We start from the raw sequence: 23,186 nt of genomic DNA on the forward strand, positions 1-23,186 counted from the left end.
AAACTTTAACAATTTTAGGCTACATTATACACATGGAAAACAAATATAATATTGGTGGACAAATCTGGGTTCAAAAAGATGGTGGAAATTTTATGGGACCTGGTAGAATAAATCTATTAGAAAAACTTATTGATAATAGCAATCTAAAAGTTGCTGCAAAAGAAGCAAATATTGATTATGATATTGCCTTAAAAAATATTATCTCAATTAATAAAATTGCAAATAAACCTTTGGCTATTCAAAATAAAGAAAATCAAAATATCTATACAATAACAAATTATGGTAAAAAAATTATACAAACTTATAAAACTTTGAAAAAAGAGCATGATGAGTTTTTAAAAGTAATAAATGAAAAATTCACAAAAGAGTTATTAGATTCTAAATAAATCTTTTGGATTTACATGAAATGAATTTTTCGTTGCTTGAAAATTCAATGTATCACTTACTCTTCCAATTACATAACCTTTTTTAATCCATTTACCAACCTTTAGTGTTGGAGCTATTTCATCAAGGTGTGAGTATATTGTGTGTAGTCCATTGCTGTGTTGTACTATTACAACATTCTCAAGCATACCTGCATTTTTCTTTGCATAAACAATTTTTCCATTAAATATTGCGAAAACTTTTGCTTTTGGTCTATTTGTTTTTAATATAACTGATTCATTAAATAGTTTTATTTTATATACAGGGTCATAATATTTTCCAAACTTTTTTATAACTTTAAAGCTTTTTAATGGTGAAATAGTTTTCTTACCTCTATATCTTGATATTTTAACACCTCTTGTTGAAGAACCAAGCATTCTAACATCCAAATCAATATCTTGTGCATATCTTTTTTGAACTTCATTTTTAGTATTGCTTTGACCTTTTCTTTGTTGCTCTCTTTTCTTTTTTAATGCAAGTAATCTTGCCCTTTCTCTTCTTGCTTTCTCTTTTTCAAGCTCTTTTGATTTTAAAATATTTAGTTGACTTAATAAAGATGATAACTCTTGTTGTTTTTTTATTACACTCTTTAACTCTTTTTGATATGTCTCATGCTTATTCTCAAGTGATTTTATAGAGTTTGAGTGTTCGTTTATAAGTTTGTTTAATTCTACTTTTTTCTTAGTTCTTTCTTCTATATACTCTTTAATAGTATCGATTTTTTTTTCATTCTCTTTTTTATTTAATGTTATTGTTTCATAGTTATTATTTAGTTTTAAAATCTCATCTTTTGAGTGCTGTGAAAGCAAAGTATAAATCTCTTTGTCTATTAACTCTTTTTCTGAACTCTCTTTTGCTAGTTTTATTGCAATAGATGAAGTGAAGTTTTCAATAATTGTATCAACAATTTGTTCTTCATTTGTTTTTTTCTTTTCTATTAGATTTTTTGATTTTTCTTGAAGTTTGTTTAAGTTTTCTCTTGAAGTGTCAAGTAAGTTTTGATGTTTTTTTATATCATTATTAACATTAATTATTTGTTTTTCAAGATTTGTAAGTTCTTGGTTTTGTGATTCAATTTGTTTTGCTAAAAGCTTTATTTTTAGAGTTGTTCTCATCTTTCTTGATTTGCTTTTATCAAGTATTGATTTATTTGTTTCAATCTTTTTTTCAATACTTTTACTTGAAGCATTTAAGAAATTAAAAATTAAAGCAATAGCTAATATTAATTTAATCATTTTTAATCTTATATTTTATTAATACACCAAATATTGTTAAAATAGAAATACCAAGAGATAGAAAGAACAATTTAACTAATTCACTACTTAATGATATTTCAACATCAACTATTTCACTTAACTCTTGAGGAAAAATTAAAATCAAATTATTTACTAAAAATGTAAATAGTCCTGCAACTAAGAAAAAAGCAATAAAGGCACTTAAAATTGCATATTTTATTATTGTAGAAGAACTATATAAAATAGAAGCTCCATGTAGTTGTAGTATGGCAATTTTTTCTTGATGTTCATAAAACCAAATTTGAATTTGTTTTGCTAGTATTAAAATTGAAAAGATTAAAATAACAACAAAAAGAACTAAACTTATTTCATTTATAAGTAGTAGCAGTAAAAAGACTTGATTATGGTTTTTTGAAAAGATTTCAACCTTTCTTATATTTTTATTCTTATAAAGTTCATCTTTTATATTATTTAATTCAGTTGTTGTAGGGAATTCTTCTAAATGAATTTTATAAAAATTTGGTAATTTTTGTCTTAATAGCTTAATAGAAGTATCTGATAAATTTGATTTGATATCATTTATAATCTCTTCTTTTTTTAATGTAACAATTCTATTTACATTTATATTTGAAAGCTTATTTATATTCTCTTTTATTAAAGGTGTATTTGTTATTACAACTATTGAGTAATCATTTGATATTTTTTTCTTATATTGATTTACTGTATTTTGTGCAAACAAATATAAGGTAAATGTTATTAGCATCGCACTAAGTGGTATAACAAATGCAAGAATATTTTTAAGAAACTTCATATATTATCCCATCTTCAATTGATAATTGCCTAAATCTAATTCCAAAATTCTTAGGAACCCTATGCGTTACAACTACAACGGTTATTCCTAATTGCTCATTTGCACCTTTTAATAAGTTCCATACAACTTCAGCAGAATAGTCATCTAGGTTTCCTGTTGGTTCATCTGCAATGATTAACTTTGGATTATGTGCTAATGCTCTTGCTACTGCTACTCTTTGTTGTTCTCCCCCACTTAATTCATTTGGATAATATCCTGCTCTGTGACCAAGCTTAACGTGATGTAAAAGTTTTGTTGCTTGATCCCTTGATATTTCATTTGAATATCCATTTATTTTAAGGGGAATCATTATATTTTCTTCAATTGTCCACTCATGTATAAGTTTATAATCTTGAAAAATTATTCCAATATCTCTTCTTACTTTTCTTAGCATTTTTGCAGAGATATTGTACATCTCTTGTCCATCAATATTTAAACTACCATGTTTTAAGCCAATATCTCCATAAAATGATTTCAAAAGTGTAGATTTTCCACTACCACTTGTTCCACCAATAAAAATAAACTCTTTACTATTAATTGCAAAGTTTCCTTTTTTTATAATAAATTTATTTTCATCATATGCTAAGTAGATATTTTTTGCTTTTATCATTATTTTAAAATCTCTTTTAATCTTTCATGGGCTTTAATATTTGAACTTGTAGGAAGAGGAGTTCCTTGATAATATGAAGCCTTATTATTTTCTACATATATATATTTACTAAGTGGTCTATTAAAACTTCCAAAGGTAACTTCAATTAATCCTGAGTTTGGTTCATCTAATAAAAATAAATCTTCTATATGAATAAAAAAGTTTTCATCACGCATAGGTTTGTTTGAAATTATATCTTTAAACTTTTCAAGATTTATTTTTCCAAAAGTGAAGTCATATTTTAAATCAATATCTTCATCTTCTCTTTGGCATTGTAAAACAACATCATAAATACTTTTACCTTGTTTCTTCCATCTATCTTCATATTTACTTGAAACTTCTAAATCTTTATTTATATCAATTGTGATTTTCCCACTATTTAAATTAGTCAAAAGCTCAACACAATAATCAAAATATTTTCTACTATCTGTTCTTAGTTCAAGTGTTCCTTTTGGCATCAACACTCTTAGTGCTTCATCTATAAACTCATTTGAATAGATTCTTCTATGGGGTTTTTTATCCCATGGTACTGGAAAGTGTACAAATATTTTGCCAACTTTATTTGAATCTATAAACTCCATAAAAAGTCTTGCATCATAATTTACAACTAAAACATTATCTATTTCTTGAATTTTTAACTGTTTTAAAAGTTGTTCAATTGAGGGAGTATGAATCTCTAATCCAATAAATTGAACATTAGGGTTCTTCTTTGCTTGATAAAGTAAGTGTCTTCCACTTCCAAACCCAATTTCTATTTGAATTTCTTTATTAGTTTTAAAATCATCAACAAAATATTGTATATCTTTTAAATACTCTTTTTTAGGCTCTATTTTTTGATTAAAACTATTTGTATTTGAAAAAATAATATTTGCACCAATTTCATCTACATATGCATTTAATGCATCTTTTACTAAAGTAACAGGAGTAACTCTTGTTACTTTATCTGCTTTTAGCATTCTATTGTCATTTTTGTCTTTTAAAGTTAGTAAAAACTCTTTATTCTCATAACTTACACCAATTTTATACTCTACTCTTCTATCTTCTTTAGTAAAGTTATATGATTTTGCACAAAACTTAAAATCAACACCATTTTTTTCAAATGGTGTTTTTATATTTTTTTCATTATTAAAAACTATATGAGGCATTGATTATTTTAACTCTCTTAATTTAGGTAATATTAGTTGTGTTGTATCTGTTTTTTCAGATGCAATTCCAAACTCATCAACAGACTGAATTGAATAGCTATACTCAACACCTCTTACGATATCTTTATCTTCATATCTTAATGCTTTTATTCCAGATATTTTAATAGTCTTTTTATTGAACATACCATCTTTTACTGTTTTATAAACATTGAAGCTAACTGTTCTTTTATCAGCACTTTGCCAATTTAAAATCGCTTTTTCACCTTGAATTTGTGCTAATGTCATAATTGGTTTATTTACTTTATTTAAAGTAGAACCCATAACTGCATTTACATTTAAACTACTTTCTAAACCATCTTTATCAGTTGCAGTAATTTTATAAAAAAAGATTTTTCCATCTTCATTGATGAAATCTTCATAATCCAATGTTTTACTATTAACACTTTTTAAGTAAGAAAAACCACTTGTTGCACTTGAACTTCTATAAATATTATATCTTACCACATCAGAAGACTCAGATGCATTCCAGTTTAATACTATTTTTCTTGGTTTATTTGTTGAAGCTTTTAATGTATAAATTCCAGCTGGTAAAGCTTTTGTTTGTGCTTTTACTATTTGACTTGGCTTTGTTGGGATATCATCAAAAGTATATGCAGTTACTCTATAATTGTAAACTACACTATCTTTTAAATCTTCATCAATATATTCAGCTTGAAGTCTTCCTTTTACATCATCTAGCTCTTTCCATTTTGGAGTTTGAGGAGAGCTTCTTTCAACTTTATAGTATGCAACTCTTTCATTTCCATGAGGTCTCCAAACAATTTTAATTTGTCTTGGAAGATTTGAAATAGCTTGAATAAAGCTAATTCCCTCTGGTAAGTCTAATGTTGAAACTATATAATCTTTTGTTGTTTTTGATTCAAGATCATTTTTTGTTGCACTAGAGATTTTATAAACATATTTTGTATTTGGTTCAACATTTGTATCTAAATAGTGAGTTATATATTTGTTTTCAATAGTATCAATAAGTTTTAGTTTAGTTCCATCTTTTTGTAAATTTGCTCTATAAAAATTATAACCTGTAACTCTTGTATCATCAACTTTTTTCCACTCAAATGCAATCGCATTAACATCACTAATAGATCTAATCGAATTAGAATCAACTACTTCAAGTGTTTCATCGATTTTTGGTTTTTTAGCTGACATTAAGTCACCTTTGTAACTACAACCACTAACTAAAAGAATCAAAGCAAGTGATGATGTGATTTTCATCAAGTTTTTCATCAATATTCTCCATTTTAAAATTATTCTGTAAAAATTGTTCTATATCATCGGGTAAATCTGCCTTAAAGCTCATTTTTTCGTTTGTTATTGGATGATAAAGATATAAACTATAAGCATGCAGATAAAATCTATTTATTTTATTTAATTCGCCCTTAAATCCATATAAATTATCCCCTAGAATATGCCTACTTATCGAACTTATATGAACTCTTATTTGATGAGTTCTTCCTGTAAAAAGTTTTGCAGCAATTAATTCATATTTTTCATTTTTACTTAAAGCAATTTTTGCAAATGCAGATTTTGCAAATTTTCCATTTTCAACAATTGCCATTTTTAATCTATTGTTGGGATTTCTTGCAATTGGTTTTTCAATAATCATATTCTCTTTTAATGGTAAATCTATAATTGCTAAATAGTATCTACCCATTGATTTATCTTCTAATTGTTTTGCTAATTTAGCATGTGCTTCATTTGATTTTGCAACAACCATAACACCGCTTGTACCTTTATCTAGTCTATGTACAATTCCATGTCTTTGCTCTCCACTTATTGTTGAAAGAGATATCTCTTTTAATTTTAACCAATCAACTAAAGTGGCATCTTTTACACTTGGTGCATCATGCACTGTTAAGTTATAAGGCTTATTTAAAACTAGTATATGTTCATCTTCATAGATAACTTTTATCTCTTTGTCTTTTAAAGACTCAATTATAAAATCTTTATCTTTGATTTTAGAAATTTCTGCTTTTGGAAAATTTACACTAACTTTTTGATTCTCTTTTAACTTCAATCCTGTTTTTTTTGATTCTTTTTCATCAACTTTAACAAAGCCCTTTTTTATAAGCTGTTCTATTTGATTTCTTGATGCATCTATATGCATTGAAAGAAACTTATCGAGTCTATTTGGGCTGTAAACAATAAAATTTTTATCCATATTTTGCTACTCTTTCATTATGCGTTTATTTGATAAGAGAATTGTATCTCATTTTGATTATTTATTAATAATTTTTATTTTACCATTAATACTATTATCATACCATTTGATAAGTGAAACCAATGAAACATTGGCCAATAAACAATTGGTCTATTTTTCTTTATCTTTACTTTTTTTTATTGGTGTATTTTTACTTCCAATTAGAAAACATATAAGACTAATGCCATTATTTTATTGGATAGGTATTGCACTTTTACTCTCAGTTGAGTTTTGGGGTGAAAGTAGGCTTGGAGCTAAAAGATGGATTAGTATTCCATTTTTAGAAACTACTATTCAACCCTCAGAAGTTATAAAACCTGTATTTATTCTAATGATTGGTTATTTGGTTCATAATAGACCTCCACCAAGTGATGGTTATGGAATTAAAGATTTTATTTACTTCTCTTTTTATATTTTATTACCTTTTGTTTTAATTGCAAAAGAGCCAGATTTAGGAACAGCACTTGTTTTACTTTTAGTTGGATATGGTATTTTATTTGTAATAGGAGTAAATTGGAGAATTTGGGCATCTATATTAATTCTAATTGCAGTTAGTGCACCTTTTGCGTACACATATTTAATCAAAGATTATCAAAAGAAAAGAATAATAGATTTTGTTTCTGAAAAACCAAGTTACCATGTACAACAATCCATAATAGCAATAGGTTCAGGAGGTTTAAACGGTAAAGATAGTGATGAAGCAACACAAACACAATTAAAGTTTCTACCAATTGCTACTAGTGATTTTATTTTTGCTTTTTTTGTTGAAAGATATGGTTTTTTAGGTGCAGTTTTACTGATAGTAATTTATACTTTATTGATTTATCACTTGCTTTTAATGAACTCCTACTTTAAAGATGATTTTATAATTAGAGCCTTTGCTTCAGGAGTTGGTTTATTGATATTTTTTAATATGAGTGTAAATATACTTATGGTTATAGGTTTTGCTCCAGTTGTTGGACTTCCCTTGCCACTTTTTTCATATGGTGGAAGTTCCTTTATAAATTTTATAGTACTAATTGCAATATTAGAAAATTTACTTGCATTTAGATTTATGGATATGTATGATTTTGAAAGAAAATTATAATAAAAGGTATATTATTTTTCATAGTAAAGTAACTATTTAATTCTAGTTACCTTACTTTTAATATAATCTATAATGAACATATATTCTTATTTTTGTAACCTCTTTAGGTCTTGGATAATCTTTATATGCAATTTTTATTGTATCTATACTATTTTCATCTAAGACTGTGTAACTAGAAGAGTTTATAACTTTCAAGCCTTTTATATCGCCATTTGGATACAAAAAGAATTCAACTACATTCACCCCTTGTTGTTTTGTCCTTATTGCAATTCTTGGATAACCTTTAGAACTTAAATATTTTTGTGTAATTCTTCCAATATCTTTTAAGTTATTTTGTAAAAATGCTTTTTGAACTTTTGTAAACTTATCATATTCATCACCATAAAGTTTAATATAACTTTTTGTTACATCATCAAGTAACTCTTTGTCTAATACAGGATTTTCAAGTAAAAAGTTTTCAAGTGAGCTTTTATCTACACTTTTTCTTCTTTCTTGAGGTTTAACTTCTTTTTGTACTTTTTTGAACTCTTTTTGTTTTTTAACAATTTTCTTGGACTCTTTAACAACTTCTTTTTTTGTTTTTACAACTTTTTCTCTTCTTTTTTGAGGCTTTATCTCTTTTTTTACTTCTTTGAATTTCTTTGGAATTTCTTTTTTGAAACTCTTTTTTTCTTCTGTGATTTTTGGTTCACTTTTTTTTATTGGTTTTGGTTTTTTAAGCTGAACATATGTAATAGAGCTTTTTTTCTTTTTACTCTCTATCTTTTTCTCATGGAAATCTTCTTGCTTTTTTTCAACCTTGTAATTGAATAAAAAAAGTATATGTATAATAATTGAAAAAATAAGTGCTAGTATAAACGTTTTCATAACGGGATTATAGTATAATGAAGCTTTTAAATTTAACAAAGATAGGATATTTAATGTTTGATAAATCAATAACAGCATATGAAGAAGCGAAAAAAGTAATTCCTGGTGGAGTTGATTCACCAGTTAGAGCATTTAAAAGTGTAGGTGGAACGCCTCCATTTATTGATAGAGGTGAGGGTGCTTACCTTGTTGATGTAGATGGTAATAAATATTTAGATTTTGTTCAAAGCTGGGGTCCTTTGATTTTTGGACATTGTGATAAAGATATTGAAGAAGCTGTAATTAAAACTGTAAAAAAAGGTTTAAGTTTTGGTGCTCCAACTGTATTAGAAACTGAACTTGCAAGTGAAATTGTTGAGATGTATGACAATATAGATAAAGTTAGATTTGTAAACTCTGGAACAGAAGCTGTAATGAGTGCTATTAGATTAGCAAGAGGTGTTACAGGTAAAAATGGAATTTTAAAATTTGAGGGATGCTATCATGGACACTCTGATTCATTATTAGTTCAAGCAGGTTCTGGTATGGCTACTTTTGGTACTCCAAGCTCACCTGGTGTTCCAGCAGATTTAACAAAACATACATTACTTTGTGAATATAATAATATTGATGAGTTAAAAAAATGTTTTGAAGCAAGTGATGATATTGCTTGTATTATTATTGAACCAATTGCAGGAAATATGGGATTTGTTCCAGCTGATGAAGAGTTTTTAGCACAATGTAGAAAACTTTGTGATGAAAATGGTGCTCTTTTAATATTTGATGAAGTAATGAGTGGTTTTAGAGCTAGTTTAACAGGAGCTCATGGTGTAGTTAATACTAAATCAGATATTATAACTTTTGGTAAAGTAATTGGTGCTGGTATGCCAGTTGGTGCTTTTGCTGCTAGTAGTGAAATTATGGCTCATTTAAGTCCTGATGGAGCAGTTTATCAAGCTGGTACTTTAAGTGGAAATCCAGTTGCTATGGCAGCAGGGCTAGTAAGTCTTAGAAAAATTAAAGCTAAAAAAGATTTATATGAAAATTTAAACCAAAAAGTAACAAAACTATTAGCAGGATTTAAAAAAGCAGCAGAAGATAATAATATTGCATTTCAAGTTGACTCAAGAGGTTCTATGTTTGGGTTCTTCTTTTGTGAAAAACCACCAAGAAACTTTAAAGAAGTTGGTACTTGTAACTTCGATAGATTTGCAAAATTTCATCAAGAGATGCTAAAAAGAGGTTTTTATTTTGCTTGCTCTCAATATGAAGCAGCATTTATGTGTGAAGCAATAAGTGATGAGGATATTGACAATTGTATTAAAGCTGCACAAGAAGTTATGGCAAAATTATAAGATAGGAAATATATGGAAAATAATAATCAACAACCAAAACACCAATCTAAGTTAAGAGCTTTAGATAATTTATCTTTAGGACTCTCTTTAGTTGCAGCAGTTGCAATTGGATTTGGTGTAGGGTATGGCTTGAAACATCTATTTGGATATGACTGGCTATTGTGGCTAGGACTTTTTTGGGGTGTTGCAGCAGCTGTATTAAATATAGTAAAAGCATATAAAAGAGCTCAAAAAGAGTATGAGGGATTAGAAAACGATCCAAGATATGCCCATAGAGCAAAATATGGGGATAAAAAATTTGATGATGAAGATGATTAAGAATTTTGCAAAGGTCTTTTTACTTGTAGACCTTTGCATTATAATTTACTCTTTATCTTTTGAAAATTTTTATTGGTTACTTAACTCACAAGTTGCTTTTTTTGCTTCTATAATTATTACTGTTTCTTCTTTTTTATCATATAAAAGAAATATACAAAATAGATTGAAAAATTTTGATAGTAAAATGGAAACTAAGATAGAAGATAGAGATAAAGTAGATGAAATTGATGATCCTTTTGATTTATATTCACAGGATATAGAACCTATAAAAGAAGAAGAATTAACACCAGAAAAAATCAAAGAGATTATAAAAGAAGAAAAGACTAAAGTAAAAAGAAACTCTTTTAAAAATACACTATTTTCAGCAGGTGGCTTTGTCTCTATTTATAGATTATTAGGATATGGTATATTGATATTTGGATTTTTTGCACTAAATAACAATAATCTTTTTTTACCAATACCTTTTTTAATTGGTCTAGGAATAGTTCCTATTGCTGTATTATTAACAAAACTAATTATAAAATCAGAGGTAAGTCAATAGCAATTTTTGACTTATCTTTTGTAAGAATAAAGTAAGATGAACTATCTTCATACTTAAAATTACTATAATCTGCTAAATTTTTACTAGATACTTCTATTGATATAAGTGAGTATTTTTTCTTTTCAATTTTAATATACTCTCCAATTTTTAGCATTATTGTTGTTGTAATTGTAGATGAAGAGTTAAAGCACTCTAAAGATGAGTTTAATATCTTTATAAACTCTTTTGCATTTAATTTAAAATCAGGAATAGAAGGGTCGTAATTTTTGATAAATTTTATATCTGATTTAGATTTCATTGCTGAAATAGATAAATCAACTAAAGTAAATACATTTACCATATCACTATTTTTAGTATTAAGTTTTGACTCTTTTTTTACCATAGTACTTTTGTATAGTTTTATATTGATAGCTTCTTCGTTTTCATATGAAACAGTAACTGCATAAAAAATATAGTTTTTCATATGTAAATCAATATAAGTAGTTTCTGCACCGAAGCTTTTAGGTGCATACTCAACAGCTAAATCAAATATCTCTTTTTGAGATATTCGACTAAGTAAAAACTGTGCTTCTTGATTTGAGTAAAGTATCTTTCCCGTAGAAGAAAATGATATTATTGGATTTAAGTCTAGCTCTACCCACTTTTCAAAGAAGTTATTACTCATATATTAGCTTTCTACGTAATTCTTAAGATTTTTCCCAACTTTAGGGTGTTTTAATTTTTTAATTGCACTTGATTCTATTTGTCTTACTCTTTCTCTAGTAACACTTAATTCTTTTCCAATCTCTTCAAGTGTTCTATCACTAGCATCTTCCATAAGACCAAATCTCATTCTTACAACTGCTTGTTCTCTTTCATTTAATTGAGCAAGAATTTGGTCAATTTGACCTTGTAAATCCTCTTTCATGATATTATCAACAGGAGTTGGAGCTTTTTCATCAGGTACAAAGTCTCCAAATTTACCATCATCATCACTACCTATTGGTGCTTCAAGTGAAACTGGCTCTTTAGTGATTTTGATTACTTGTTTAACTTTATCAACAGGAAGTCCTACTTCTTTTGCAATCTCTTCTACATCTGGCTCTTTACCATTTTCTTGAATACCTTTTCTAATGATTTTATTGATTCTATTAATAGTCTCAATCATATGAATTGGAATTCTAATAGTTCTTGCTTGATCTGCAATTGCTCTACTAATTGCTTGTCTAATCCACCATGTAGCATAAGTAGAGAATTTATAACCTTTTTTATACTCAAACTTATCAACTGCTTTCATAAGACCTATGTTTCCTTCTTGAATTAAATCAAGGAAAGGTAAACCTCTATTTGTATATCTTTTTGCAATAGATACTACAAGTCTAAGGTTTGATTTTGCCATTCTCGTCTTAGCTTGATCAGTTATTTGTTTACCTCTTTTAATTTGTTCTAGAACATCTTTTAACTCTTCTGGTTCTAAATCAAATCCATCTTTACTAGCTTCTGCTGTTTGGAAAAGTTTTTTAATCTCCATATAAGTGCTTACCATAGTAGCTTCTGGAACCATAGAAGTAATTTGAACTTTAGTTAAATTCAAGATATTGTCCAAAATCTTTTGGTGGTTTTTCTTTAGCATATCATTAAAAAGTGGTAATCTATACTCTAATCTTTTTAACTCATGCTCAAAACCAGTGTCAGATTTTAGTGCAGTTTCCATAGCTCTTACGATTTCACTAATAAGTTTTGAAGTTGGACCTAAATCAAGTAAAGCCTCTTTTAATATTTTTTTCTTAAAAGCAATAGCTAAATTGTGTTGCATTTGATCAATTTCATCATCAGATTTAGCTGATTCTTTTGTCAAAAATTTTAACCAATCTTTTTTTGCTTTTTCTAAAACTTTAAAAGCTGCAATAATTGTTTCTGCTCTTTTATCAAGTTTTTTCTGTTTTTTACCTTTTTTCTCTTCTTCCTCTTCTGGTTCAGAGTCTTCTTCAATGTCATCATCTTTATCGTCTGAATCTTCATCATCAAAGTTTCTAAAAAGTTCTTTAACTTTTCTCTCTCTATTTACTAAAGGTTCTTTATACTCAAGAATAAAGTCAATTAAATATGGAACATAACAAATGGCATCAAGAATTACATCTTCACCCATTTCTATTTTTTTAGAAATTTCGATTTCTTCTTCTTTTGTTAAAAGAGGAATTTGTCCCATTTCTCTAAGATACATTCTAACAGGTGAATCTGATCTACTCCATTCTAAAAGTTCTTTATTCTTTAGTAAGTCATATACATCTTCTTCGTTTTCTCTTAGTTTGTTTCTATGTTCTGCTTTTCTTTTTGCTTCTTCGGCATTCATTCTTTTAGCTTGTTCTTGCGAACTAATTAGTTGTACATTATATAACTGAACTAAAGCTAGAAGTTTTTTAACATTTGCTGCTGAAGGTGCTTTTGGAAAGATTTTAATGATTTTTTCATAAGTTAAGATAGAATCTTTGTACTCTTTAACAATTTGTTCTATTGATTTATTTAAATCTTTTGCACTCATATAATAAAGTTCCTTATTTAAGATAGTCATATATTATACCGAAATTAGTTAAAAAAATAATTAAATTTATCTATTTAATCTATTATTTTTAAATAATTAGATAAAATGCGTCTTCATTTAAAATTATATAAGATAAAAATTGTATGGAGAAATACTAAAACTTAAGGACAGAATATGAATGTAATTACTGGAAAAGTATGGAATTTTGGAGCAAATATAGATACTGATATTATTATTGCTGCTAGATATTTAAATAGTTCAGAACCTGAACATTTGGCAAAATATGTAATGGAAGATGCAGATCCAGATTTTCCTAAGAAGCTACAAAAAGGTGATATTATTGTTGCTGGTGAAAATTTTGGTTGTGGTTCTAGTAGAGAACATGCTCCAATTGCCTTAAAAGCTGCTGGAGTTGCTGCTGTGGTAGCCCCATCATTTGCTAGAATTTTTTATAGAAATGCTTTTAATATGGGATTACCAATTTTTGAACTACCAGAAGCTTTAGAAATAAAAGAGAATGATGAAATTTCTATTGATCTTGATAATGGAAAAATTATTAATAACACAACTAATAAATCATATGAATTTATTCCTATCCCTGAGTTTATGCAAGAGTTAATTTCAGTTGGTGGATTAATAAACTATGCAAAAGAAGAAATAAAGAAGGAAAATAATGAAAAACTATAATATTTCAATTATTAAAGGTGATGGAATTGGTCCTGAAATTGTTGATGAGGCAATTAAAGTACTAGATGCTGTTTCTTACTCTTGTGGATTTTCTTTAGAGTATAAAGAGTATTTAATGGGTGGAATTGCTATTGATATGACAGGTGTTCCACTTCCTGATGAAACGGTACAAGGTGTTTTAAACTCTGATGCTTGTTTATTTGGTTCAATTGGTGGAGAAAAATGGGATACACTTCCAAGAGAACTTAGACCTGAAACTGGACTTTTAAAGTTTAGAGAAGCTATGGGTGTATATGCAAATTTAAGACCTGCACTTATTTATGATGAATTAGTAAATGCTTCAACACTTAAGCCTGAAGTTATTGAAGGTGTTGATATTATGGTTGTGCGTGAGCTTATTGGTGGAATATATTTTGGACAACCAAGAGAAAATGATGGTTTTAAAGCATTTAATACTATGGTTTATACAAAACCTGAAATTGAAAGAATTGGTAAAAAAGCTTTTGAGCTTGCAATGAAAAGAGATAAAAGAGTTTGTTCTGTTGATAAAGCAAATGTTCTTGAGGTTTCTCAATTATGGAGAGATACAATGGAAGAGTTATCAAAAGATTATCCAGAAGTGGAATTATCTCATATGTATGTAGATAATGCAGCTATGCAACTTGTTAGAAATCCAAAGCAGTTTGATGTTATTGTAACAGGAAATATTTTTGGAGATATATTATCAGATACAGCTTCAATGGTAGTTGGTTCAATTGGATTATTGCCAAGTGCTAGTACTGGTGATAAAACAGCAGTTTATGAGCCAATTCATGGTAGTGCACCTGATATTGCTGGACAAGGAATTGCAAACCCTATTGCTACAATTGAAAGTGCTGGAATGATGCTTAGATACTCTTTAGGTGAAGATGAAGCAGCAAATAAAATTGATGCAGCTATTAAAAAAGCACTAAAAGATGGTTATAGAACAAAAGATTTAGCAGCATATGATGCAAAAGAGATTGTTACAACAGCAGAAATGGGTGATATTATAGCAAATAATATAAATAAATAAGAGACTTTCTCTTATTTATAAAAAAAACTCTTTTATAAATATTTAATTTCAGATTTTTTGATTTTTTGTTCAAATAATTTATTCTTTTGATATAAATTTAGATAAAATCTTTAAAAGGTAATTAAAAATGGAAAGTATTATTGCTTTAGAAGAACTCATTAAAGATAATGAAACAAAAATTGCTTTACAAGAAAAACAGATTAAAAATCATGAAACTGGTGTATATAGACTCTCTCGTATGGGTTTAGCGTCGGCTGAAAATTCACTTGAATTAGCAACACAACTAGTAGAAAAATATAAAAAAATGTTAGAACAACTTCAATCAATTGAAGGAGAAGCTTTAAGAGAAAAAGAGCAACTTGTGATTTTAGCAGAGAGAAAAAAATATTTTGATGCACAACCTTCTAGAATAAAACTAAATAAAGAAGAAAGTAGTGATAAAAAACTAGAAGTTTTAAGAATTTTAGATGAATTACCTGAGGGCATTCAGTTTGAAGATAAAGAGTTACTTGAAATGGCTGAGAAATCTTTGGAGTTAAATCTTTCTGATTTAGATGAGTTTCATGCTAAATTAGAAGATATCAAAAGTGAGTTTAAAGCTATTAAAGAACAAATTGAAGATGAAAACTTACAAGAGTTTCAAACAATAGATTTTTTAATTCCTATTGTTGTACTTCATTTTTATGTTTTAAAATCAAATATACAAGATCATATAAAAAGTATCAATGAAAAAGCTTCTCAAAAACAAAAAGATTTAGAAGAAGAAAAAAATGAACAAATAAAAAAAATTGAAGAATCTTATAAAGAACAAGAAGAACTTTTACAAGCTAAACAAACAGATAAAAATACAAAAAAACAAGAACTCCTTGATATTCAATCAACAATGAAAACTTTAAGTAACAAACTTTTAAAAACAAAAAATATTAAAATAGAAAAAGCAATTGAAAAAAGATTTCCAGGATTTCCAAAATATGAAGATTGGTGGATAAGAGAGTTATGGTCAAGTCATCAAGCATACTTTGCACTGTATAGATGGAAAAAAATAATAAATCAGCTATGTGTAACAACAGAGCAGAAAAAAGCTTGGTCTATTATTTTTGATAGATGGGTTTTTATTAAAAAACTTTTAAATGATAAGGGAAAACTTGCATATCACTATCACTTTGCATTTGATTCTTTATTAAGTACTTATGCAGAATTAGAAGAAGAACTAATAGTAAAAAATATTGAATCAATGGAGACTATAATAAATAAAATCACTGCAAAAGAAGATTTTACAAAAAATGTAAGTTTTCATAAAGTGATTACTTCATATTTACAATTTAAAACAGAAAAAATAAACAAAAGTTCAAAACAAAAAGAAGAAGATGTCTTATTTTAATTGATATTTATACCAATAGTTCAAATTTATTTTTTTTATGTTAAAATTTATAAAAATATTTTTATATAGGAAAATTATGTCTGATAAAAAGTATAGACTCGTAACTAGAAGCGATATGGATGGTCTTGTTTGTGGAACACTACTAAAGTACTTAGGAATTATTGATGAAATTACTTTTGTTCATCCAAAAGATATGCAAGATGGCAAGATAGAAATTACATCAAGTGATATTACAACAAATTTACCTTATGTTGATGGTGTGTATTTAGCATTTGATCATCATTTTAGTGAAACACTTAGAAATGAAAAAAAAGATAATCATATAATTGATGCAGATGCACCAAGTGCGGCAGAAGTTGTATATAGATATTATGGTGCAGATGAAAAGTTTCCTTCAAAATTTAAACCAATGATGGATGCAGCCAATAAAGCAGATAGTGCATCTTTTACAAAAGAAGATATATTAAATCCAAAAGGTTGGGAGTTATTAAGTTTTTTAATGGATAGCAGAACAGGTCTTGGGAGATTTAGAGATTTTACTGTTGCAAACTATCAACTAATGATGGATTTGATTGATTATTGCAAAGATCATGATATTGATGATATTTTGGCATTATCTGATGTAAAAGAGAGAATTGATTTATATTTTAAGTATGAGGAACAGTTTAAAGAACAACTAAAAAGATGTACAACAGTTCACAAAAATCTTATAATAGTTGATTATAGAGGCGAAGAGATAATATATCCAGGAAATAGATTTATGATATATGCAATGTATCCAGAAGCAAATATTTCTATTCATGCTGTTTGGGGTAAAGATAAACAAAATGTTGTTTATAGTACTGGAAAATCAATTATTAATAAAACTTCAAATACAAATGTAGGTGAACTTATGCTTAAGTATAATGGCGGAGGTCATAAAGCTGCTGGTGGTTGTCAAATTGAGCATGAAAATGCCAATAAAGTATTAGATGAGTTAATTACTCAAATTAATATAGATGGTTAAAACTTAATAAATAGACAAAATGTCTATTTATTAGTTTCACTTTCACTATCTAGTAAATCATCATGCTCTTCCATATCCCACGGAAGTGTTGCTGGTGTTGTGTGAATAAATCTTAGGTATTTTTCAAACTGTGTTAATATATCATTTATTATAGTATGCTCTTCATATCCATATAAATCATAATGTAAACCACCTCTTTTTAAAAATGCTTCTGCATTATAATAGTGAGTTTGTTCTTCTTCCATTTTATCAAGAGTTAAATATGCAAAATCTGGTAGATCATACTCTCTTAATCTAACTTCATAATTAAAGTTAACATGTTCATCTTTGTAAATAGAAATGATAGCTCTTACATACTCTTCATCATACTCTATCTCACAATTCCAATTAGAATCTTTTAACTCTTTTTTGATTTTTTTCATGCTGTTATAAACATCATTTTTTATAAAATGCTCAACTACATCTTTTTTAGGAAAATTAATTAACTCTTTTAATCTACCTTTCCAAAATTCGTCATTATCTACACTTGGATGTTGAAAATTCATATTTACAGTGTGTTGTAAACTATCTTCTCTATGATCTTCAATAATCAAAGCTCTCCACATACCAATACCTGCTATTATCATTATAATAGCAAAGGGCAGGGCACTTACAATGGAAGCTGTTTGTAAAGCTCCTAAACCACCTGCTATTAAAAGTACAGAGGCTACAACACCTTCTAATATAACCCAAAATGAACGCTGCCATGCAGGTGTATGAATTGCTCCACCTGAAGCTAAAGAGTCTATTACTAATGAACCTGAATCTGATGAAGTTACAAAAAAAGTAATAATTAAAAAAACAGTTATAAAAGATATTACTTCTGTAAAAGGTAATCTTTCAAAAAGTTTAAATAGTGCTATTGCTTTATCATTTTGAACTTCTGTAATTAATGAATCATAACCTTGTACCATTACCATATGAAGTGCAGTATCACCAAATATTGAAAACCATAGAAATGTAAAAATCGTAGGTACTAACATAACACCTACAACAAATTGTCTAATTGTTCTACCTTTACTAATTTTAGCAATAAAAAGTCCAACAAAAGGTGCCCATGCAATAGTCCAGCCAAAAATAAATAGTGTCCAGTTTCCAATCCAATCATTTGAAGTATATGCTTGAAGACTAAAAGTTCTTTCAACAATATTACTTAAATAACTACCTGTATTTTCCAAGAAAGTATTTAAAATAAAAATAGTTGGACCTACAGTAAATACAAATATCATAAGAGCAACTGCAAGTAGTATATTTATTATTGATAATCTTTTTACACCTTTATCCATTCCTGCAAGTACAGAAAATAGTGCTAGTGCTGTTATTAAAGCAATAATAGTAACTTGTACAGTTGTACTTACTTCAATACTAGGCCATAAGTAGTTTAGCCCTGCATTTATTTGTGATACAGATAAACCCAAAGTCGTTGCAATACCAAATAGTGTTCCTAAAATAGCAAAGGTATCAACTGTATGACCAGCAGGTCCATGAATTTTATCTCCAATTAGTGGATAAAGTGTTGATCTCATTGATAATGGTAAACCATGTCTAAAAGCAAAATATGCAAGTGTTAGACCAACTAATCCATAAATAGCCCAAATATGAAATCCCCAGTGAAAATAAGCAATTTGCATTGCTTGTTTTGCAGCTTCAATTGTCAATGCTTCACCAGAAGGAGGCGCAGCATAATGAAGTATAGGTTCAGCAACACCAAAAAATAACAATGCAATACCATATCCAGCTGAAAAAAGCATAGCAAACCAAGATGAAAAACTATATTCAGGTTCTGAGTGATCAGGTCCTAATTTTATATGTCCCCAAGGTGAAATTGCAATTGATACTATAAATATCAAAAATAATGCCACTGCAAGCATATAAAACCAACCAAAATCATTGGTAATATACTCAAGTGTTGAAGAGAAAACTTCTCCCATTAATTTTGGATTGCTTATTGTTCCTACTACTAATAATAGTATTACTATAACAGCAGGAATAAAAACAGGAACCAAAATTGTTGAGTTAGAATTTTTAAGTTTTTCTAACATTTTTATCCTTTATTAAAAGTTGTAATATCCATATAATATCAAAATAAAAATTAAGTTTATAATTTATTTTTTAAATTCATATAAAACTCTTCAAATGAGGGCAAAACTAAGCTTGGTTCTCTTTGCTTTTTCCCCCACATAGGTTCAGGAAAATAAGAGTCTTGTTTAAATCTTGCCATAATATGAAAATGTACATGAGGTACATAGTTTCCAAATGAAGCTATATTTATCTTTTCAGGATTAAAATACTCAATCATCTCTTTTTCTATAATATCAAGTTTACTCCAAATCTCATTTTTAACATTTTGAGGACAATGACAAAACTCTTTATAATTCTCTTTAGTAAAAATTTTCAGCCAAGGTATTTCACTTTTTTCTACATCTATATATATTAAATCATTCTCATAAATATAATTCATGTTTTATCCTTGTTTTTTTATCATTTTATCAAAAATATACTAAATCAAGTTAAAAAACCTTTTTATATACACAATTCAACATACTTTAAGTAAACATTAAATATAATCCAATTCCATTTTTCAGCCAAAGAGGAATTTTTTATAAAATATTTGTGTTTTATAAAGAGTTGGGCAGAATCAGAAAAAAGCAAATTTCCTTATATCAAGGTTGTTTTAGCTTGGCTTACATTTTTGATAAAAGATTTTATGCTTTTTTCAAGTGTAATTCTTCCCTGTTGAAAAGTGGTAAATAACACAAAAAGAGGACCAGCTTATGAAAGTAAGAGCTTCAGTTAAAAAAATGTGTGATAAATGTAAAGTTATCAAGAGAAAAGGGATCGTAAGAGTAATTTGCGATAACAAAAAACACAAACAAAGACAAGGATAAAAAGACATGGCTAGAATTGCAGGTGTTGATTTACCAAATAAAAAAAGAATGGAGTATGCTTTAACATACATTTTCGGTATTGGTTTACATAACTCTAGATTAATCTTAGACGCTGTTGGAATTGATTACAACAAAAGAGCTCACGAGCTAACAGAAGATGAAGCAGCAGCTATTAGACAAGAGATCCAAAAAAACTACATGGTTGAGGGTGATCTTAGAAAAAAAGTTGCTATGGATATCAAATCATTAATGGATTTAGGTTCATATAGAGGTTTAAGACATAGAAAAGGTTTACCTTGTAGAGGGCAAAAGACAAAAACTAATGCTAGAACAAGAAAAGGTAAAAAGAGAACTGTTGGTGCAGCAGCGAAATAAGGATAACTGATGGCAAAAAGAAAAGTAACTAGAAAAAAAATAGTAAAAAAGAATATTGCTGACGGAATTGTTCACATTGCAGCAACATTCAATAATACAATGGTAACAGTAACTGACAACGCAGGTAATGCTATTGCATGGTCAAGTTCTGGAAACCTAGGTTTCAAAGGTAGTAAAAAATCTACTCCATTTGCTGCTCAACAAGCAGTAGAAGATGCGATGAAAAAAGCTATGGAACACGGTATTAAAAATGTAGGAATCAAAATCCAAGGACCAGGTTCTGGAAGAGATACTGCAGTTAAATCTGTTGGTTCTATGGAAGGTATCAGAGTTACATGGTTAAAGGATGTTACACCACTACCACACAATGGTTGTAGACCTCCTAAGAGAAGAAGAGTGTAAGGAGTAGGTAATGGCAAGATATAGAGGACCAGTAGAAAAAATTGAAAGAAGACTAGATGCAGACCTTGGATTAAAAGGTGAGAGAAGACTTAATGGAAAGTCTGCATTAGAAAAAAGACCATACGCTCCAGGACAACATGGACAAAGAAGAACTAAAATCTCTGAGTATGGTTTACAATTAAGAGAAAAGCAAAAAGCTAAATATCTTTATGGAGTATCTGAAAAACAATTTAGAAAATACTTCAAAGAAGCTGCAAGAAGAGATGGAAATACAGGGGAAAACCTTATTACATTAATTGAGCAAAGATTAGATAATGTTGTTTATAGAATGGGATTTGCTACAACTAGAGCAAATGCTAGACAATTTACAACTCATGGACATGTTTTAGTAGATGGAAAAAAATTAGATATTCCTTCTTATATCGTAAAACCTGGACAAAAAATTGAAATTAGAGAAAAATCTAAAACTAACCCACAAATCGTGAGAGCTTTAGAGTTAACAAACCAAACTGGTATGGTTGACTGGGTAGATGTAGATAAAGATAAAGTATTTGGTATTTTTACAAGAATTCCTACAAGAGAAGAAGTAGTTATTCCTGTTGAAGAAAGATTAATTGTAGAGTTATATTCTAAATAATAAGTAAGGTAGCATATGAAAAAGTTTGCAGACGCACCGTTTTTACCGACAGAAGTTGAAATAGAAGCTATCAGTGAAACTGAAGCTAAAATATCAGCATATCCATTTGAGAGTGGTTTTGCAATTACTTTAGCTCACCCTTTAAGAAGACTTCTATTAAGTAGCTCAATTGGATACGCTCCAATTGCAGTTAAAATAGAAGGTGCTAATCATGAGTTTGATTCATTAAGAGGTATGCTTGAAGATATAGCTATTTTTATTATTAATCTTAAAAATATTAAGTTTAAAATCAATAGTGATGAAGAGCAGGTTATTGCTGAATACTCTTTTGATGGACCAAGAGAGATAAAAGGAGCTGACTTAACTAATGCAGATGTTGAAGTTGTTAGTCCTGAAGCACACCTAGCTACAATTAATAGTGATTGTAATTTAACTTTCTCAATTATTATTCAAAAAGGTATTGGTTATATGCCTTCTGAAGATATTAGAGATATAGTTGGACCTGATTACATTCCTATTGATGCATTCTTCACACCAGTAAAAAAAGTTGTTTATGATATTGAAAAAATGTTAGTTGAAGATAATCCAAATTTTGAAAAAGCTGTATTTACAGTACAGACAAATGGTCAAATTACACCAATTACTGCTTTTAAAGAAGCAATATCTGTAATGTATTCTCAAATGTCAGTATTCAATAAAGTATTTGATTTATCTGAAGTAACAGTTAATGATTCTGGTGAAGAACCAGTAGAATTAAAAGATTTGATTGTAAAAATCGATGATTTGAATTTAAGTGCTAGAAGTTTTAACTCTTTAGATAGAGCAGGGTTAAAATATTTAGGTGAATTAGTACTTATGAGTGAAGTAGAAGTTAAAAATATCAAGAACCTAGGAAAGAAATCTTTTGATGAAATTTCTGATAAATTAGAAAGCTTAGGTTTCCCTATTGATAATACACTTCCAGAAAATATTGCGTCGGCTTTGAGAAGAAAGCTTGAACAATTAAAAGTATAGTAGTAAAGGTTTAATATGAGACATAAGCATGGTTATAGAAAGCTAAATAGAACATCTTCTCATAGAAAAGCATTGTTAAAAAATATGGCAATTGCTTTAATTACAAGAGAAAAAGTTGAAACAACTGTTCCAAAAGCAAAAGAATTAAGAAGATATATTGAGAAATTAGTTACTGTATCAAAAAATGCAGACTTAAATACTCACAGACAAGTATTCGCTTCATTACAAGATAAAGAAGCAACTAAAAAATTAATTAATGAAATAGCTCCACAGTATGAAACAAGAAATGGTGGATATACTTCAATTGTTAAAACAAGAATTAGAAGAGGTGATGCTACACAAATGGCATTCATCTCATTTGTTAAGTAATTATTAACAAACTTTCACAAAAGGGATAGAAGCTTTGCTTCTGTCCCTTTTTTTTATTCCTCAAAAAATAATTTTTTCAACTCCTATTTGCTTTACTAGATTTTAAT

General features: G+C 28.1%; 26 protein-coding genes. 15 read left to right on the forward strand and 11 right to left on the reverse strand.

Translation table 11 applies throughout. The features are described from left to right. The first annotated feature begins 32 nt into the window (after nt 1-32). Nucleotides 33-386 carry a winged helix-turn-helix domain-containing protein gene (locus tag ACAN_RS05850; protein ID WP_099334180.1) on the forward strand — a complete coding sequence of 118 codons (354 nt, stop codon included), beginning with the start codon at nt 33-35 and terminating at the stop codon, nt 384-386. On the opposite strand, the gene ACAN_RS05855 is transcribed toward ACAN_RS05850, so the two are convergent. Genes ACAN_RS05855 through ACAN_RS05880 form a run of 6 tightly spaced genes read right to left on the reverse strand, consistent with a single transcriptional unit; the run spans nt 372 to nt 6,520 of the window. After that, nucleotides 372-1,658, reverse strand: a complete 1,287-nt coding sequence (locus ACAN_RS05855; protein WP_099334181.1) for a murein hydrolase activator EnvC family protein — start codon at nt 1,656-1,658, stop codon at nt 372-374. The two genes, ACAN_RS05850 and ACAN_RS05855, sit on opposite strands and share 15 nt — an antisense overlap. Then, nucleotides 1,651-2,469: a cell division FtsX domain-containing protein gene (locus tag ACAN_RS05860; RefSeq protein ID WP_099334182.1), complete on the reverse strand. Its 819-nt coding sequence runs from the start codon at nt 2,467-2,469 to the stop codon at nt 1,651-1,653. Before ACAN_RS05860 ends, ACAN_RS05855 begins: the two co-directional genes overlap by 8 nt. Then, the gene (locus ACAN_RS05865) at nt 2,456-3,118 is read right to left on the reverse strand and encodes a cell division ATP-binding protein FtsE (RefSeq protein WP_079577237.1); all 663 of its coding nucleotides are present in this window, start codon (nt 3,116-3,118) and stop codon (nt 2,456-2,458) included. Before ACAN_RS05865 ends, ACAN_RS05860 begins: the two co-directional genes overlap by 14 nt. Next, nucleotides 3,118-4,302 (reverse strand): tRNA (guanosine(46)-N7)-methyltransferase TrmB, encoded by a 1,185-nt coding sequence (trmB, locus tag ACAN_RS05870; RefSeq protein WP_099334183.1) that lies wholly within the window; start codon nt 4,300-4,302, stop codon nt 3,118-3,120. The genes ACAN_RS05865 and trmB overlap by 1 nt, the downstream gene beginning before the upstream one ends. A 3-nt stretch (nt 4,303-4,305) precedes the next feature. Next, entirely contained in the window at nt 4,306-5,586 is a 1,281-nt protein-coding gene (locus ACAN_RS05875; RefSeq protein ID WP_099334184.1) for a fibronectin type III domain-containing protein, read from the reverse strand. Further along, a complete protein-coding gene (locus tag ACAN_RS05880; protein ID WP_099334185.1) occupies nt 5,534-6,520 on the reverse strand; it encodes an RluA family pseudouridine synthase in 987 nt (328 codons plus the stop codon). Before ACAN_RS05880 ends, ACAN_RS05875 begins: the two co-directional genes overlap by 53 nt. Nucleotides 6,521-6,539: 19 nt before the next feature. On the opposite strand from ACAN_RS05880, the gene ACAN_RS05885 reads away from it, so the two are divergent. Next, a complete protein-coding gene (locus ACAN_RS05885; RefSeq protein ID WP_099334186.1) occupies nt 6,540-7,646 on the forward strand; it encodes an FtsW/RodA/SpoVE family cell cycle protein in 1,107 nt (368 codons plus the stop codon). Nucleotides 7,647-7,703: 57 nt separating this feature from the next. Here the strand turns inward: ACAN_RS05885 and ACAN_RS05890 are convergent, their stop codons facing one another. Beyond that, on the reverse strand, nt 7,704-8,513 hold the full coding sequence (locus ACAN_RS05890) for an energy transducer TonB (protein WP_165773058.1): 810 nt from the start codon (nt 8,511-8,513) through the stop codon (nt 7,704-7,706). A 53-nt stretch (nt 8,514-8,566) separates the two neighbouring features. Between ACAN_RS05890 and hemL the strand changes: the two genes are divergently transcribed. The 3 genes from hemL to ACAN_RS05905 are packed head-to-tail and all read left to right on the forward strand — an operon-like array spanning nt 8,567 to nt 10,706. Further along, nucleotides 8,567-9,847 (forward strand): glutamate-1-semialdehyde 2,1-aminomutase, encoded by a 1,281-nt coding sequence (gene hemL / locus ACAN_RS05895; RefSeq protein ID WP_099334188.1) that lies wholly within the window; start codon nt 8,567-8,569, stop codon nt 9,845-9,847. A gap of 12 nt (nt 9,848-9,859) precedes the next feature. Then, nucleotides 9,860-10,165 (forward strand): AtpZ/AtpI family protein, encoded by a 306-nt coding sequence (locus ACAN_RS05900; RefSeq protein ID WP_079577244.1) that lies wholly within the window; start codon nt 9,860-9,862, stop codon nt 10,163-10,165. Beyond that, nucleotides 10,149-10,706, forward strand: coding sequence for a hypothetical protein (locus tag ACAN_RS05905; protein ID WP_099334225.1), 558 nt, complete (start codon nt 10,149-10,151; stop codon nt 10,704-10,706). Before ACAN_RS05900 ends, ACAN_RS05905 begins: the two co-directional genes overlap by 17 nt. Here the strand turns inward: ACAN_RS05905 and ACAN_RS05910 are convergent. After that, a complete protein-coding gene (locus ACAN_RS05910; protein ID WP_079577245.1) occupies nt 10,681-11,370 on the reverse strand; it encodes a hypothetical protein in 690 nt (229 codons plus the stop codon). The genes ACAN_RS05905 and ACAN_RS05910 overlap by 26 nt on opposite strands. A gap of 3 nt (nt 11,371-11,373) precedes the next feature. Then, entirely contained in the window at nt 11,374-13,227 is a 1,854-nt protein-coding gene (gene rpoD / locus ACAN_RS05915; RefSeq protein WP_079577246.1) for an RNA polymerase sigma factor RpoD, read from the reverse strand. A 174-nt stretch (nt 13,228-13,401) separates the two neighbouring features. Here rpoD and ACAN_RS05920 point away from each other — a divergent pair, with 174 nt between their 5' ends. From ACAN_RS05920 to ACAN_RS05935, 4 genes are all read left to right on the forward strand, one after another. Continuing rightward, complete coding sequence (locus tag ACAN_RS05920) at nt 13,402-13,914, forward strand: 3-isopropylmalate dehydratase small subunit (protein WP_079577247.1); 513 nt, start codon at nt 13,402-13,404, stop codon at nt 13,912-13,914. Next, entirely contained in the window at nt 13,901-14,968 is a 1,068-nt protein-coding gene (gene leuB, locus ACAN_RS05925) for a 3-isopropylmalate dehydrogenase (protein ID WP_099334189.1), read from the forward strand. The genes ACAN_RS05920 and leuB overlap by 14 nt, the downstream gene beginning before the upstream one ends. Nucleotides 14,969-15,095: 127 nt before the next feature. Beyond that, entirely contained in the window at nt 15,096-16,349 is a 1,254-nt protein-coding gene (locus ACAN_RS05930; protein WP_099334190.1) for a coiled-coil domain-containing protein, read from the forward strand. A 76-nt stretch (nt 16,350-16,425) separates the two neighbouring features. Continuing rightward, complete coding sequence (locus ACAN_RS05935) at nt 16,426-17,355, forward strand: DHH family phosphoesterase (protein ID WP_099334191.1); 930 nt, start codon at nt 16,426-16,428, stop codon at nt 17,353-17,355. Between the two features lie 23 nt (nt 17,356-17,378). Here the strand turns inward: ACAN_RS05935 and ACAN_RS05940 are convergent, their stop codons facing one another. Together ACAN_RS05940 and ACAN_RS05945 are read right to left on the reverse strand one after the other, a co-directional pair. Next, complete coding sequence (locus tag ACAN_RS05940) at nt 17,379-19,436, reverse strand: BCCT family transporter (RefSeq protein ID WP_079577251.1); 2,058 nt, start codon at nt 19,434-19,436, stop codon at nt 17,379-17,381. A gap of 56 nt (nt 19,437-19,492) precedes the next feature. Continuing rightward, a complete protein-coding gene (locus ACAN_RS05945; protein ID WP_079577252.1) occupies nt 19,493-19,855 on the reverse strand; it encodes an HIT family protein in 363 nt (120 codons plus the stop codon). Nucleotides 19,856-20,168: 313 nt separating this feature from the next. On the opposite strand from ACAN_RS05945, the gene rpmJ reads away from it, so the two are divergent. The 6 genes from rpmJ to rplQ are packed head-to-tail and all read left to right on the forward strand — an operon-like array spanning nt 20,169 to nt 23,079. Next, nucleotides 20,169-20,282, forward strand: a complete 114-nt coding sequence (gene rpmJ / locus ACAN_RS05950; RefSeq protein WP_079577253.1) for a 50S ribosomal protein L36 — start codon at nt 20,169-20,171, stop codon at nt 20,280-20,282. Between the two features lie 6 nt (nt 20,283-20,288). Beyond that, nucleotides 20,289-20,657 carry a 30S ribosomal protein S13 gene (rpsM, locus tag ACAN_RS05955; protein WP_079577254.1) on the forward strand — a complete coding sequence of 123 codons (369 nt, stop codon included), beginning with the start codon at nt 20,289-20,291 and terminating at the stop codon, nt 20,655-20,657. Between the two features lie 9 nt (nt 20,658-20,666). Continuing rightward, nucleotides 20,667-21,059: a 30S ribosomal protein S11 gene (gene rpsK / locus ACAN_RS05960; protein ID WP_079577255.1), complete on the forward strand. Its 393-nt coding sequence runs from the start codon at nt 20,667-20,669 to the stop codon at nt 21,057-21,059. Nucleotides 21,060-21,069: 10 nt separating this feature from the next. Then, on the forward strand, nt 21,070-21,696 hold the full coding sequence (gene rpsD, locus ACAN_RS05965) for a 30S ribosomal protein S4 (protein ID WP_079577256.1): 627 nt from the start codon (nt 21,070-21,072) through the stop codon (nt 21,694-21,696). Nucleotides 21,697-21,711: 15 nt separating this feature from the next. Continuing rightward, nucleotides 21,712-22,710: a DNA-directed RNA polymerase subunit alpha gene (locus ACAN_RS05970; RefSeq protein ID WP_079577257.1), complete on the forward strand. Its 999-nt coding sequence runs from the start codon at nt 21,712-21,714 to the stop codon at nt 22,708-22,710. Between the two features lie 15 nt (nt 22,711-22,725). After that, nucleotides 22,726-23,079 (forward strand): 50S ribosomal protein L17, encoded by a 354-nt coding sequence (rplQ, locus tag ACAN_RS05975; protein WP_079577258.1) that lies wholly within the window; start codon nt 22,726-22,728, stop codon nt 23,077-23,079. The last annotated feature ends 107 nt before the right edge of the window (nt 23,080-23,186 follow it).

The organism is Malaciobacter canalis (assembly GCF_008000835.1).
Lineage (GTDB): Bacteria > Campylobacterota > Campylobacteria > Campylobacterales > Arcobacteraceae > Malaciobacter > Malaciobacter canalis.

Bases quoted from the DNA above. Each gene is read 5' to 3' on its own strand.
- rpsK (WP_079577255.1), top strand. From the start codon at position 20,667: ATGGCAAAAAGAAAAGTAACTAGAAAAAAAATAGTAAAAAAGAATATT.
- ACAN_RS05945 (WP_079577252.1), bottom strand. From the start codon at position 19,855: ATGAATTATATTTATGAGAATGATTTAATATATATAGATGTAGAAAAA.
- rpsD (WP_079577256.1), top strand. From the start codon at position 21,070: ATGGCAAGATATAGAGGACCAGTAGAAAAAATTGAAAGAAGACTAGAT.
- ACAN_RS05940 (WP_079577251.1), bottom strand. From the start codon at position 19,436: ATGTTAGAAAAACTTAAAAATTCTAACTCAACAATTTTGGTTCCTGTT.
- ACAN_RS05890 (WP_165773058.1), bottom strand. From the start codon at position 8,513: ATGAAAACGTTTATACTAGCACTTATTTTTTCAATTATTATACATATA.
- ACAN_RS05850 (WP_099334180.1), top strand. From the start codon at position 33: ATGGAAAACAAATATAATATTGGTGGACAAATCTGGGTTCAAAAAGAT.
- ACAN_RS05905 (WP_099334225.1), top strand. From the start codon at position 10,149: ATGATGAAGATGATTAAGAATTTTGCAAAGGTCTTTTTACTTGTAGAC.
- ACAN_RS05920 (WP_079577247.1), top strand. From the start codon at position 13,402: ATGAATGTAATTACTGGAAAAGTATGGAATTTTGGAGCAAATATAGAT.
- rpmJ (WP_079577253.1), top strand. From the start codon at position 20,169: ATGAAAGTAAGAGCTTCAGTTAAAAAAATGTGTGATAAATGTAAAGTT.
- ACAN_RS05900 (WP_079577244.1), top strand. From the start codon at position 9,860: ATGGAAAATAATAATCAACAACCAAAACACCAATCTAAGTTAAGAGCT.
- trmB (WP_099334183.1), bottom strand. From the start codon at position 4,302: ATGCCTCATATAGTTTTTAATAATGAAAAAAATATAAAAACACCATTT.
- ACAN_RS05860 (WP_099334182.1), bottom strand. From the start codon at position 2,469: ATGAAGTTTCTTAAAAATATTCTTGCATTTGTTATACCACTTAGTGCG.
- ACAN_RS05930 (WP_099334190.1), top strand. From the start codon at position 15,096: ATGGAAAGTATTATTGCTTTAGAAGAACTCATTAAAGATAATGAAACA.
- rpsM (WP_079577254.1), top strand. From the start codon at position 20,289: ATGGCTAGAATTGCAGGTGTTGATTTACCAAATAAAAAAAGAATGGAG.
- rplQ (WP_079577258.1), top strand. From the start codon at position 22,726: ATGAGACATAAGCATGGTTATAGAAAGCTAAATAGAACATCTTCTCAT.
- ACAN_RS05855 (WP_099334181.1), bottom strand. From the start codon at position 1,658: ATGATTAAATTAATATTAGCTATTGCTTTAATTTTTAATTTCTTAAAT.
- ACAN_RS05880 (WP_099334185.1), bottom strand. From the start codon at position 6,520: ATGGATAAAAATTTTATTGTTTACAGCCCAAATAGACTCGATAAGTTT.
- hemL (WP_099334188.1), top strand. From the start codon at position 8,567: ATGTTTGATAAATCAATAACAGCATATGAAGAAGCGAAAAAAGTAATT.
- leuB (WP_099334189.1), top strand. From the start codon at position 13,901: ATGAAAAACTATAATATTTCAATTATTAAAGGTGATGGAATTGGTCCT.
- rpoD (WP_079577246.1), bottom strand. From the start codon at position 13,227: ATGAGTGCAAAAGATTTAAATAAATCAATAGAACAAATTGTTAAAGAG.
- ACAN_RS05935 (WP_099334191.1), top strand. From the start codon at position 16,426: ATGTCTGATAAAAAGTATAGACTCGTAACTAGAAGCGATATGGATGGT.
- ACAN_RS05875 (WP_099334184.1), bottom strand. From the start codon at position 5,586: ATGAAAAACTTGATGAAAATCACATCATCACTTGCTTTGATTCTTTTA.
- ACAN_RS05885 (WP_099334186.1), top strand. From the start codon at position 6,540: ATGCGTTTATTTGATAAGAGAATTGTATCTCATTTTGATTATTTATTA.
- ACAN_RS05865 (WP_079577237.1), bottom strand. From the start codon at position 3,118: ATGATAAAAGCAAAAAATATCTACTTAGCATATGATGAAAATAAATTT.
- ACAN_RS05970 (WP_079577257.1), top strand. From the start codon at position 21,712: ATGAAAAAGTTTGCAGACGCACCGTTTTTACCGACAGAAGTTGAAATA.
- ACAN_RS05910 (WP_079577245.1), bottom strand. From the start codon at position 11,370: ATGAGTAATAACTTCTTTGAAAAGTGGGTAGAGCTAGACTTAAATCCA.